The 12,176-nt window shown below is 42.9% G+C and carries 12 protein-coding genes; 2 read left to right on the top strand and 10 right to left on the bottom strand.

Translation table 11 applies throughout. The annotated features are described in order from the left end of the window. Positions 1 to 457, bottom strand: a 457-nt coding sequence (locus EI162_RS03255; RefSeq protein WP_192522997.1) for an IS30 family transposase, incomplete at its 3' end; no start/stop codon positions are given. A gap of 351 nt (positions 458 to 808) precedes the next feature. Next, entirely contained in the window at positions 809 to 2,335 is a 1,527-nt protein-coding gene (locus EI162_RS03250) for a DUF3360 family protein (RefSeq protein ID WP_192522996.1), read from the bottom strand. Between the two features lie 465 nt (positions 2,336 to 2,800). Here EI162_RS03250 and EI162_RS03245 point away from each other — a divergent pair, with 465 nt between their 5' ends. Beyond that, the gene (locus EI162_RS03245; protein WP_192522995.1) at positions 2,801 to 3,358 is read left to right on the top strand and encodes a DUF4442 domain-containing protein; all 558 of its coding nucleotides are present in this window, start codon (positions 2,801 to 2,803) and stop codon (positions 3,356 to 3,358) included. A 262-nt stretch (positions 3,359 to 3,620) separates the two neighbouring features. Here EI162_RS03245 and rplS read toward each other — a convergent pair whose 3' ends face one another. The 4 genes from rplS to rpsP all read right to left on the bottom strand — a co-directional run bounded on the left by rplS (position 3,621) and on the right by rpsP (position 6,073). Next, positions 3,621 to 4,013, bottom strand: a complete 393-nt coding sequence (gene rplS / locus EI162_RS03240) for a 50S ribosomal protein L19 (RefSeq protein ID WP_192522994.1) — start codon at positions 4,011 to 4,013, stop codon at positions 3,621 to 3,623. A gap of 205 nt (positions 4,014 to 4,218) precedes the next feature. Next, positions 4,219 to 4,983, bottom strand: coding sequence for a tRNA (guanosine(37)-N1)-methyltransferase TrmD (gene trmD, locus EI162_RS03235; protein WP_192522993.1), 765 nt, complete (start codon positions 4,981 to 4,983; stop codon positions 4,219 to 4,221). 107 nt (positions 4,984 to 5,090) lie between these two features. Continuing rightward, positions 5,091 to 5,624 (bottom strand): ribosome maturation factor RimM, encoded by a 534-nt coding sequence (rimM, locus tag EI162_RS03230; protein ID WP_192522992.1) that lies wholly within the window; start codon positions 5,622 to 5,624, stop codon positions 5,091 to 5,093. A 179-nt stretch (positions 5,625 to 5,803) separates the two neighbouring features. Then, on the bottom strand, positions 5,804 to 6,073 hold the full coding sequence (gene rpsP, locus EI162_RS03225) for a 30S ribosomal protein S16 (protein ID WP_192522991.1): 270 nt from the start codon (positions 6,071 to 6,073) through the stop codon (positions 5,804 to 5,806). Positions 6,074 to 6,453: 380 nt separating this feature from the next. Here rpsP and EI162_RS03220 point away from each other — a divergent pair, with 380 nt between their 5' ends. Continuing rightward, on the top strand, positions 6,454 to 7,938 hold the full coding sequence (locus tag EI162_RS03220; protein ID WP_192522990.1) for an ATP-binding protein: 1,485 nt from the start codon (positions 6,454 to 6,456) through the stop codon (positions 7,936 to 7,938). Between the two features lie 85 nt (positions 7,939 to 8,023). Here EI162_RS03220 and EI162_RS03215 read toward each other — a convergent pair whose 3' ends face one another. The 4 genes from EI162_RS03215 to EI162_RS03200 form a co-directional block, all read right to left on the bottom strand. After that, positions 8,024 to 8,203: a hypothetical protein gene (locus EI162_RS03215; RefSeq protein ID WP_192522989.1), complete on the bottom strand. Its 180-nt coding sequence runs from the start codon at positions 8,201 to 8,203 to the stop codon at positions 8,024 to 8,026. Positions 8,204 to 8,312: 109 nt separating this feature from the next. Beyond that, positions 8,313 to 10,001 carry an ATP-binding protein gene (locus EI162_RS03210; RefSeq protein WP_192522988.1) on the bottom strand — a complete coding sequence of 563 codons (1,689 nt, stop codon included), beginning with the start codon at positions 9,999 to 10,001 and terminating at the stop codon, positions 8,313 to 8,315. 310 nt (positions 10,002 to 10,311) lie between these two features. Then, positions 10,312 to 11,028 carry a response regulator gene (locus tag EI162_RS03205; protein WP_192522987.1) on the bottom strand — a complete coding sequence of 239 codons (717 nt, stop codon included), beginning with the start codon at positions 11,026 to 11,028 and terminating at the stop codon, positions 10,312 to 10,314. Positions 11,029 to 11,716: 688 nt separating this feature from the next. Next, positions 11,717 to 12,133, bottom strand: a complete 417-nt coding sequence (locus EI162_RS03200) for a F0F1 ATP synthase subunit epsilon (RefSeq protein ID WP_192522986.1) — start codon at positions 12,131 to 12,133, stop codon at positions 11,717 to 11,719. Between the last annotated feature and the right edge of the window lie 43 nt (positions 12,134 to 12,176).

The following is a 12,176-nucleotide window of genomic DNA, read 5'->3' as shown; positions in this document are numbered from 1 at the left end:
TACAAGGGCGCTCATGAATCGAGACTCTGTCGTTGATACGGCCTCGGGTCTCAGCCGTTAGGCGCTTACGATAAGGTTTTCCTTTGCGGCGAAGACACTGCCACAATGTGCCGCCTTGCCTCTTGTCCCTCCAGATATAGCGATAGATGCTCATGTGACTAATACCACCATGAACGCCGGCTATTTGTTCAGGACTCCAGCTGTCTTTTAGCTTATCTGTGACCCAATCCCATACGTCAGCGATGATGCTGGGCGCATTGTTTGACCGTCTGTCACAAGCCTTGTTATTAGCATTCTTTGCTCGGTAACCGCGCAGGCCTTTATTACGCCTAAGCTCTCTTGATATGGTGCTGGGACTTCTGTTTAACGCCCTCGCTATAAATTTAATACTATGTTTTGCCCCTTTAAGGGCATAAATCTGGTATCGTTCACCTAGGCTTAGATGTGTATAGTTCATGGTTGCAATCTCACTTTGGTCGGTGGATAAAAACTTTGATGCTAGCGCATCTAGGTCTTTTTTTCACCTCGCATTTGATATTGCACTTCATGTGTTAATCTAAGACTTTAAAAACGCTACGATACTGCGGGTATAGTTTTTTTGCAGCCTCTGTCTGCGTAGGCACAGCAAACAAGAAAAAACGGTACCTGCAGTACGTGATGTAGCGATATTACTTCTCACTGACTATATTAATGGGGCGACTAAAGCCATTTTGCAAGCCAGCCATTGATTGAGCAACCGCGCGTTGAACAACAGGCGCAAAAAAACCAGCACGAGGCTGGTTTTTTTCAGTAGTAAATCCATGCAAGACTAATGACGGAAATTCGACATTAATGCTGGAATACCTGGCAACATACCGACAAGGGCCATCACGCCTGTTAAGACTACAAAAGTAATCACGGGAATAATCCAGCGACTCATTTTGGTCAAATTGGCACTACGTTCTTTAGAACCAATTAAACCTAAATTATCGAGCACAAGGGTAATTGACCAACCAAAGGCTGGATTAACCAACGCTGAAGCAAAGACGACAATGGCAGCGGATTGGGTGGTTTTGCCTTCACGTGTCATCTCCATCCCTGCTTCAAGCAATGGAATAAAGACCCCAACAATGAGCGCCACGCACATGACCGGCTCCCAAATCGCTAAGTCCATGGGATAACCCCAAACGCCAGCAATAATACAGAAAATACCGGTTAAAACTGCACCGGCTGGGATCGGACGCTTGGCAATCGCTGCTGGCACAATGTAAGTGCCCCACGAAGAAGCAAAGTTTGCGCCACCGAGTACCGAGCCTGCTACCTGACGAATCGAGGCACTAGTCATCGTATCATCAATATCCATCAAAACCTTTTCAGTGCGTTGCGGATAGCTGATTTTTTGGAAGACCTGATGACCCAAAAAGTCTGGCGACCACATGGCAACGGCCAAGACGGCAAATGGTAACACCACGATAAAGCTCTCAACAGTGGGCAACCCTAGCATCCAACCGGTGTTTTCACCCCACCAATACATCGGATTCATGTTCGGTAGACCTGGCGCGGTTTCAAACGAAAATGGCGCACCCATGGCAAAAGCGACGCCACCACCTAATAAACAGCTGAGCGGAACGGCCAACCAACGCTTTTGGAAGTTTTCCAACACCGCATACAGTACGATAGTGAGTAAAATAACCACAAAGGCGATATGGGTCATACCGATGCCTTCTGCCCAAGCAAACAGGTTTTTCACCTGCGATGTGGTACCAATAAAGCCCAGATACAGCAGTAAACCACCGCACACGCCTTTACTGGTCAAGTTTGCCAGCAGACTGCCCCCTTTACTAATCGCTAGTAATAAACCAAAGGCACCAATCAGTAAGCCAAACGCCATCGGGTGACCACCAGCGGCCACCACAATAGGAATCAACGGGATTAAAGGTCCATGAGTACCAGCAAGGTTGGCAGTAGGGAGTAAAAAGCCTGAAAATAAGATGGCAAAAAACGCCACGATTAACAGCTCATAACGAACGTTTTCTAGGACAAAGGCATCACCCAAACCAAGCGGCCCTGCAAAGGTAGCAGCGATGGCGCCCACCATCACGACTTTACCAATGGTCGCTGCCATCGCTGGAATCGCATCTTCATACTCAAAACGATAATCACGGAAAGGTAAATTGGCACGCCAGCGCTTTGGTTTCATGATTTGTAGTTCATGATTTAGATAGGCGTCACGACTATCAAAGCTTGAGCTTGGCTTATGTAAATCGAGATAACTACCCAATTGCTCGCTGTCGTCAGTGGCTGGATTTGATGGTTGCTGATTAGACCCTGAAGAAGGGATCTGAGTATTACTCATCACATTTCCTTGTGTCGGCTGAGGCTTCGGTTGACTAACAATAACGTGATTTGGCGCCTTATAAAATAAAGCGTCACCACAAATTTCAGGCTATTGTATGCCATGAATCCTTGGAATGCGAGCATATAACCATGTAAAGATACTATACGTATTGTTATAATCAATAACTTAAAGTTTGCATTTATAATTTATCGAAACTGAATTCACGCTTTTTTCAATAAACTGACCGCAAAATAGGTGGCAGTAATGTTTACCCTTAATAGACGAGTCATTAGCGGTAACCCAGTAAACTTGGGAGCTGTGATTAATAGCAGTAACCCATATTCAGACTTTCGTTACATCAGCGCTGGTTACGCTTTAAGTCTAGCGCACTTGATGTTTTTTACTTATGATATTTAGCCTTAACCAACCAAAAAACTTAATCGCTATCATTAAAAAAGTCTAAAAAAGTAATAGGACAAATTTATGAGTGTACTACCCAGCAATTTTGAGACGCTAAAACGCAGGGCCAAACAAAGTATTATGCCGTTGTTGACACCGCATTTACTTAAACTACGTATCAATACCTATGCGCCATATATCGGTGCTGGTATAAAAATTGATTATATCAACCTTGATCAAGGTCTATGCGTGGTCAGCATGGGGCTGAACCCTATGAACAAAAACATCGTCGGTACGCAGTTTGGTGGTAGCTTATATTCGATGGTTGACCCGTTTTATATGTTGATGCTCATGCACCAATTGGGCAGCAGTTACGTGGTCTGGGACAAAAGCTCGCATATCGAGTTTGTTGCGCCCGGTAATAGCAAAGTCACTGCACGAATGAAAATCCCTAATAATGAAGTCACTACTATTCAGAAGCTGGCAAAAGAAGGTGAACCGGTATTTCGTGAATACCAAGTGGATATCGTTGATGATCAGCAAAAAACCATCGCCACCGTCACCAAAACGCTCTATATTCGACTGCGTAAGTACAGTAAATCTAAGGATCAAACTAACCGTATCGATAATGTCGATGCTTAGATTTAATCTTTTAGACTTAGATTTTATAGACTTAGATTTTATAGACTTAGATCTTGGACTTATCGCTACAGATACAAAAACCCCAACCTAGCCTTCGCATAGATTGGGGTTTTGTCTTTTTGGTATGGCCCGCTTATTTATAAATAAACCTATGAATAAGGGCTTGTATCTATTATTGCTTCATCGCTAAGCTGCACAATAAACAACTTAACCATGGTAGCAATTTTAAGCACAATGCTTAAAGTCAGATACTCGATACAGTCTAAGCGTCAGTTTTTGCCTGAGCAGCTTTAGGAGCACGAGCAACCAACTTTTCGCGGATACGTGCTGATTTACCAGAGCGCTCACGTAAGTAGTATAGTTTCGCACGACGAACTGCACCGCGGCGTTTCACCTGAATGCTATCGATAATTGGTGAATGCAGTTGGAATGCGCGCTCAACACCAACGCCACTTGAGATTTTACGTACGGTAAACGCTGAGTTTATACCGCGGTTACGCTTAGCAATTACAACGCCTTCAAAAGCCTGTAAACGCTCACGCTCACCTTCACGTACTTTTACTTGTACCACAACGGTATCGCCGGGTGCAAAGCTTGGGCGCTCAAGTAATTGAGCGTTTTCGATGACCTGAACCAATGGATGCTTGTTGCTCATGAGAGTTATCTCCTCACATTAGATAATAGAGGCTTAACGCATATCACCTGTTTGTAATAATTAATCATATCTCTTTATAGTGAGACACAACGTAAATGGGTTATAACCAACGGCCATAATGCGATGACTCGTTTTATTGTTGCTCAAAATTTTATTTCTTAACTGTTTATCTCGCTTAATGAAGATAAAGTCAGGTATTAACCCTCTACTTTTTATCTGCTTTTGCCAATGCTTTTAACCATTTTGCTTGCTCTACCGTTGGGGTAAACGCTTGCCATAGGTCTGGACGACGCGTTTGCGTGCGACTGACTTGCTGGCTAAAGCGCCACTTAGCGATATTGGCATGGTGACCTGAGAGTAGTACTTCAGGTACTGCCATACCCGCAAACTCATGCGGCTTAGTATAATGTGGACAATCAAGCAAACCATCGACGAACGAGTCTTGCTCAGCTGACTTGTCATCACCCATAATATCAGGCAGACGACGTATTACACTATCCATCAGCACCATGGCTGGTAGCTCGCCACCAGTCAATACATAATCACCCAGTGACACTTCCATATCAACATATTGCGACAATAAGCGCTCGTCAATGCCTTCGTAACGACCACATAATAAAATCATGCCGTCATACTCAGCCATATTGACTACGCTACTTTCGCTGAGTGTTTGCCCTTGTGGCGACATATAAATCACCGGACAATGCTCACTGTCGACACGGCAGCCATGCTGACTGGCTCGCAGGCGCGCATCCTCGATAGCTTTTGATAATGGCTCGGCCATCATCACCATCCCAGGACCGCCACCATACGGGCGCTCATCAATACGGCGATAGTTATCAGTGGTATAATCACGTGGATTAATGCATTCAATCGTCACTTGTTTCTGAGTGACTGCCCGTCCCGTGATACCAAACTCACGGATCGTCGCAAACATCTCAGGAAAAATACTAATGACAGAAAAATACATCTGATGTCTACTTGCACAGTGGCTAATAATGGCTGAATAAATCGGGGTAATTATCAAACGCGCTTAGCGATAGGACTAAAGGCCGTATCACTAAATGAAAGGCTTTATTAATAATCACTTGGCCATGCCACAAGCACTGTTTTTTCAGTCATATCGACTTCAATCACGGTTTGCTTGTGCCATGGAATCAGGCGCTCTTCATTGTCCAAACTGTCTGAGTTTGCCGTTACGCGCATGATGTCATGGGCACCGGTCTCAAACATTTCAGTGATAGTGCCTAGATATTCAGTCTGCTCATTTATCACGCGTAAGCTGACCAAATCCGACCAATAATACTCATCTTCAGCTGTTTCAGGTAAGACGTCTTGCTCAACCCAAACGGTAACCCCGTTCATGGTCTCAGCAACATTACGATCAGGAACTTGCTCAAACTGAGCCACAATTCCTGTTCCTTGCTCACGCCAAGCCTTAACAGTCAAAGGTTTCATACCAGTGGCCGTTTTCATCCACCACGGCTGCATGCCAAATATTGCCGTACGATCATCTGTATCACTAAAAACCCAAAGCCAACCTTTAATGCCATAAGGCTTCTTAAGCTGACCGATTTTCATAAGGCTACTAGCGTTTGGAACAGAGGACATAACGGCTAACCTAGCAATGATTAAAACAGCAATGATAAATACATTTCAATGAAAAGCGATAAACGCATTCAAAATGCGATAAACAGTTAATGGCGCACCCTGGTCAGACCAGTTACGCTATGTGTTCTAAAGCCTACTGATTGGCGCAAAAAATGCTATCAGTATCCAGCAACAAAAACTTAAGCAGTGGCTTCAGTTTGAGCAGCAGACTTGTTGTAAGCTTTTACTAATGAAGCAACGCGATCTGAAGGTTGTGCACCTTTTTCGATCCACGCATTGTACGCTTCTATGTTTAGGCGTACTGCTTCTTCAGACTCTTTAGCGAGTGGGTTAAAAAAGCCGATGTTTTCAATGTAGCGACCGTCACGCGCGCGGCGTTGATCAGCAACAACTACTTGATAAAATGGGCGTTTCTTGGCACCGCCCCGTGCTAAACGAATAACAACCATGTGAATTCTCTCTTTCGCAGGTATACCAAAAAGGGCATAATTATATCACAGTCTTATTTTATTGAAAACATAAACTGTGCTTATTTAATTATTTATTAACAATAGCTTAAATGCCAGTCGATGTAAAACATATTTGATAATGAGCGCTTATCTTTAACCCATAATTTGGTCTTTTCATCTGACTACCTTACTAAAATATACGGCTAACGAAGTCTGATTTAATATGCATTTAAGAGTTCATCATGGACAACTTATTTAATCAAAGCCCACAGTGTCAGCCTTTGATTATGCTACTCTGTAGGATAAATTAATGCTTTAAGCAAATATGTTCAACACGCTCTAGACCTAATAAAATCTAACCTTCAACACCTTGGATTTATATGACCACTCCAAACCCCAAGCCAAAATCACGTCGTAAAGGTTGGCTACCACGCTCTTATTCCAATACTTGGCTTACAACCTTGATGGTGGCTTTTATTGTCATCATCAGTGTTAGCTTATCGATTTTATTTTTTTGGCGTAGCCTGTATTTACCAGAGCTGAAGAGTCATGCGCGTTATTTGACCAGTGAGTTACGGCTAATGAATAGCGTCAATAAAGATTGGCAAGATCATCCTGAGGTGCGTCAGTGGATTTACCAGCACTCTCATGTGGTAGTAGTAGATAATCCGAGTGATTTTCCAGAGGTTTCAGACAAAGCCTTTGTCGGTGTTTTTACTGATGTGTTGCAGCGTGAAATCGGCGCGCAGTTGGGGCGACCGGTTGAGGTATATTTTAAGTTTAAACCGACCCCACAGCTTTGGGTACAGGATAGTCGTGATGACAGCTTTTGGATTCGCGAACCAGTGGTTTATTATTCCCAGTACAGTCCGACTCTATTGATATTGTTTTTAATTGGATTACCCATTCTAACGCTATTGACCATCATTTTATTGGCTCGACAATTAAATCGCCCATTGCGTTATTTACAGCGCGCAGCGACCAATTATATTCGCCTCGGTCACGCCACTACATTACCAACACAAAAAGGACCCACTGAGATACGCCAGGTAAATATGGCATTCAATCGCCTATTCACCACTTTAAATCAAGCACAAAAAGAACGTACGATTATGCTTGCGGGTATCTCACACGATTTGCGCACACCGCTAACTCGCATGCGTTTGACGGCTGAGATGCTGCCAGATGACTTTTTTCGTGAAGGGCTTATTTACGATATTGAGGATATGGATGCCATTCTGGAGCAGTTTATTTCATTTATGAAAGACGGTTCTGATGAGCCAGTCAGTCTCACCAATTTAGACACCATCTTTAATGAAATTATGGTGCAGTTTGCACCGATGGCGTTCATTTACCAATCAGAGTGTGACAAGGTCGTGCCTGTCCGTCCCATGTCTATTAAACGCCTTGTTATCAATCTGGTCAATAATGCCAAGCGTTACGGCAAGCCGCCTATTTATCTGTCAGCAACTGTGGTGCCGACATTTATAGAAACTGTTGAGGAGGAAGATAGCGATGTGATTAGTGAAAGCGTGGTCAACAAAGAAGCACAAGAACAATTAATGATATGCGTACGGGACTGTGGTGATGGCGTGGCAGATGACCACTTAGAGCGTATTATGCAGCCCTTTGAACGTGGCGAGACAGCGCGTACCACCCAAGGCAGCGGCTTAGGTCTAGCGATTGTCGATCGTATCGCACGGTTGCATCATGGTACGGTCGAGGCCATCAATCATCCTGACGGTGGTCTACAAGTATGCGTGCGTATTCCCCTACTTTCCAAAGTTGCTGGAGATAAAACCGTGGCAGCCCAAACAGAAGATATCTCTGATTCTAACGATACTGGACTGGATAAGCCTGAATAATATGAAAAATCGCTCAAGGGGTGTCGAATGGCTCTAGCTACCAGTCGTTCTAGGGCGTGTCCTAATATTGAATGTGCAACAGATCCTATTCTCTATTCCCAATAATAGGCGGGATATACTTAGCACTATTAGCAAACGTTAATGGTTGAGTAATGTCGTCTTTTGCGGCCTTTAAGGTTTGCGTCGTCGATGGCTGCTGCAAAAATAAATAATAGCCCAACGTTATCGCATTCAAAACCACCAAACCACCAAATAAATACGGCATCCCTTGCTCTCCTATATTTTAAGACCACTAAATGTATAAATGCGCTAATTAATGACATGCTCTGAAAATGAACAATTCTAAAACATAGCGGTATGTTTATACCATTGAGTTATTTACCGTCAAAATCGCGCTCGCTTTTTTCTTGGGTCAATTCATCAGCAGCAAGAATTTGTGTCAGAGGCTTGATGGGCCAAGTCATGACAAATCTAGCACCACCAAGCGTTCGGCTCTCGTCCACCTTCATACTACCATTAAACCAAAAAGCAATCCGCGACACGATAGACAAACCTAAACCATAGCCGCCAGATGCTCGTGTACGACTGTCATCTAAGCGTGAGAACGGAATAAACACTTTTTCACGATCTTCCTCTGGAATACCATGACCATCGTCTTCCACGCTGACAAAAGCATTGCCTTTTTTAACGCCGCCACTAATGATGATGGTGGTTTCAGCGTAGCGTAACGCATTACCGGCAAGGTTTTGGATCACACGATGTAAATAGCGCCGATCGGCGATAGCGGTAACTTTAGCACTCGGTAATTTACCGACGATATCAATATCTTTACCCAGCGCCTTGGTTTCGCGGACGATTTGCTCGATCAACTCTTTTAAGTTGACTGGCTCAAGATCAAGCTTTGGCGAGCCTTCTTCAAGTTTTGCATAGGTTAGAATTTCATCAATCAAACCATTAAGCGATTCAATATCTTCGTCGATATAGTCGCGCTGCATAAAGCGAGAATCTTCATCATCGGTATCAGCCAGCATATCTACGGCAAAACGAATACGCGCAACGGGCGTACGCAATTCGTGTGATACCGCGCGTGTCAATTCGCGCTGCGACTCAATCAAGCGCTTGATATGCGAAGTCATCGCATTAAATGTCGCTGATAACCGAGCAATCTCATCTTGGCCAATGACCTGTACTTTACTATCAAGGTTGCCTTTACTAACTTCATTGACACCAACTTGGATCAACTGCAATTTACGCTCAAGTGGAAAAATCAGCGCATAAACCCCTAAGCTGATCAAGAACATACTGATAAGAATCATACTAATAATCAGATTAAGGGGGAAGTAGTTAAATAACGGCACTGGACCAATCAAAATTGCCATGTCATTAATCTCAGATGGCACCACTACCCTGATAGCCGAATTGCTTTTGCTACTATTGGTATCTTGCAATGAGATGACGACTTCATCACGGCGTAAGCGTGCCATTTGATCTGAATCTAAATCAAGTGTATTGACGGCTTTGAACTCTAACGGAAAGGTAAACTTGTCTTCTAACTCAGCCAAACGGCTACGCTTATCAGATAAGGTGACATGATAAGAGAGATCATCTAACAAAAACACAGCGATGGCCCGCACTTGCTGCTCGGTAACTTGTGAGATACGTGCGGTTAAGACATTTTTATTGTCTGGTAACCGATAGTAAACATCGGCATAAATAGGTTGGCTGACATAACGGACGACAGTTTTACCACCCTCAAAACGACGCAATTCGCTGGCATTAAAATCCACCTTATCAATCGGTAAAACACTAAAAGTCGTGCCAAATAAACTACTAGCATCCGATAACCAATATTCACGCTGCGATGCCGTTTCTTGGTGAGCCAGACCTTCACTCACTATGTGAAAAGCGCCTGTTGCCATGCTTTCACGGTAAGATTGCACGCGTTCTTTATTGATCGTTTCCATCAATAGTTGGGCAAATAACGCCACGCATAAGCAGACTATGAGTAGTCCCGCATAAATACGAACAAAGATACTGTGTTTTAAAGAAGAGACTAATGACATACGTGCCGTGACCAACTTAATGAATAAAAACTGCTGATATCATTCAGTATATAAGCGCTGCATTATAAGTGATATCGAACATTATTGAGTATGGATGAACCCTGACTTATATATTTTAGCTGAGGTACGGTGCATCAAAAGCGCACCCACATCATAGCTATTTAATCAGAGCCATAATAATTGCTTAATTAAACCACATAACACTACATTTAAGTTCAAAAATTAAAACTTTGCCACAAAAAAACCAGCATATTTGCTGGTTTTTGATTAAATAATGATAAATGCTCAAGATTCTATTAAAATTCTGGGATTAATTGCCTTCTTTGACAAAGAGATAGCCTTTGCTACGTACAGTTTTAATACGTTTTGGATTCTCTGGGTCATCACCAATTTTAGGACGAATACGTGAGATACGCACGTCAATCGAGCGATCTTGACCATCATATTCGATACCACGTAGACGCTCAAAGATGTCTTCACGCGATAAGATACGACCAGCGTTAGACGCCAGTAACCACAACAAATCATATTCAGCACTGGTAAAGTCGACTAGCTCCTCACCTAGGTTAACTGAACGACCACCATTATCGATGACCAATTCGCCAAATTCTAAGCGCTGTGGCACATCTTCTGATGGCGCATTTTCTGAGCGGCGTAATAACGCACGGATACGTGCAAGCAATACACGCGGCTGAGCAGGCTTGGCGACATAATCATCAGCACCCATTTCAAGACCTAATACCTGATCCATATCTTCTGTGCGCGCCGTCAGCATCAAAATAGGGTTTTGGTAATGCGGGCGAACTTCACGGCAAACCGTAAGACCATCGCTACCAGGAAGCATGACATCCAGTACGACCATATCTGGTTGTTCATTGACGATACGGCGAATAGCACGATTGCCATCCGTTTCAATGGCGACTTCTAAACCATTTTTGACTAAGTAATCTTGAGTCAACATGGCCAAACGCTCATCATCCTCAACAATTAAGATTCGCGGAGTATTGTCTTCTTCATTCGTTGTCATTGTTATATCCTCTAATACATCTCATTTAAAAGCAGTAAAAGTAAGAGCGGTAAAATTAATAGCACCATAAAGTGGCACAATTGTGGTTTGTATAGCTGTTACAAACTTGGTAGCACAGTATACTATTAAACCTACGGCTTCCTATACTATAGCTTATAGTCGTTAACAAAACCTATAAACTACACCCATTAAAACTTTAGTTTACGTCCAAAAATTATGCTTTTTAAGCAAATAGCAGGGTGATAATAAAAACTGTTTTTCGTCCACTATCTTAATGGGCAAAAACAACCCTTTTTAGTCGCTTATATAGCAACATTAAGTTTAATTATCATTCGATATTTCCGATAGTAACATATCTAATATAACCATATATCGGCATTGTCGCTAGTGGCATTGTGGCAATCACCTAATATTAATTGCTTACGGTATTATTCACCATAAAAGCAATATATAGTTAAAATACTTTAAAAACGCTACGATACTGCGGGTATAGTTTTTTGCAGCCTCCGTCTGCGTAGGCACAGCAAGCAAGAAAAAACGGTACTTGCAGTACGTGATGTAGCGATATTACTTCTCACTGACTATAGTATTAAATAGCAGATATAAAAAAACAGCCCATGATGGACTGTCTTTTATAATTATAAACAACGCTGGAGTAAGAGTACTGCCTGACGTTATATATAATAAATTAAGCGCGGTTTTGGTACTTACGAATAGTTTGTAGCTGTCCCACTGACTCTGCCAATGAGGCCAAAGCCGCATTCGTTTGCACGGTATCAGATTGGTTGACCAACATTTGCTCGGCTTTTTTGCGTGCTTCAACGATTTTACTTTCGTCAAGATTGTGCGCGCGCATGGCAGTATCAGCCAATACTGTCACCATTTTTGGTTGTACTTCTAATACACCGCCTGATACATAAATGACTTCTTCTTCGCCGTTTGGCATTTGCACTCGCATTGCGCCTGGTTTTAGCAAGGTAATAAGCGGTGTATGACCTGGCAATACACCAATCTCGCCTTCGGTACCAGTAGCTATTAACATGCTAATTTCGCCTGAATACAACTCTTCACGAGCACTTACGACGCGACATTGTAACGTTGCCATACTTAATTCCTTACCATCAAAGCGCAATCAAAAAACAGTAAAA

The sequence above is a fragment of the Psychrobacter sp. FME6 genome (genome assembly GCF_014861365.1).
GTDB lineage: Bacteria > Pseudomonadota > Gammaproteobacteria > Pseudomonadales > Moraxellaceae > Psychrobacter.
The sequence above is the reverse complement of the archived record's forward strand: the minus strand, read 5'-3'. Positions and strand labels throughout refer to the sequence as shown.

Coding starts and splice junctions, on each gene's coding strand:
- EI162_RS03210 (WP_192522988.1), bottom strand. CDS start 10,001: ATGTCATTAGTCTCTTCTTTAAAACACAGTATCTTTGTTCGTATTTAT.
- rpsP (WP_192522991.1), bottom strand. CDS start 6,073: ATGGTTGTTATTCGTTTAGCACGGGGCGGTGCCAAGAAACGCCCATTT.
- EI162_RS03245 (WP_192522995.1), top strand. CDS start 2,801: ATGAGTGTACTACCCAGCAATTTTGAGACGCTAAAACGCAGGGCCAAA.
- EI162_RS03250 (WP_192522996.1), bottom strand. CDS start 2,335: ATGAGTAATACTCAGATCCCTTCTTCAGGGTCTAATCAGCAACCATCA.
- trmD (WP_192522993.1), bottom strand. CDS start 4,983: ATGTATTTTTCTGTCATTAGTATTTTTCCTGAGATGTTTGCGACGATC.
- EI162_RS03200 (WP_192522986.1), bottom strand. CDS start 12,133: ATGGCAACGTTACAATGTCGCGTCGTAAGTGCTCGTGAAGAGTTGTAT.
- EI162_RS03220 (WP_192522990.1), top strand. CDS start 6,454: ATGACCACTCCAAACCCCAAGCCAAAATCACGTCGTAAAGGTTGGCTA.
- EI162_RS03205 (WP_192522987.1), bottom strand. CDS start 11,028: ATGACAACGAATGAAGAAGACAATACTCCGCGAATCTTAATTGTTGAG.
- EI162_RS03215 (WP_192522989.1), bottom strand. CDS start 8,203: ATGCCGTATTTATTTGGTGGTTTGGTGGTTTTGAATGCGATAACGTTG.
- rimM (WP_192522992.1), bottom strand. CDS start 5,624: ATGTCCTCTGTTCCAAACGCTAGTAGCCTTATGAAAATCGGTCAGCTT.
- rplS (WP_192522994.1), bottom strand. CDS start 4,013: ATGAGCAACAAGCATCCATTGGTTCAGGTCATCGAAAACGCTCAATTA.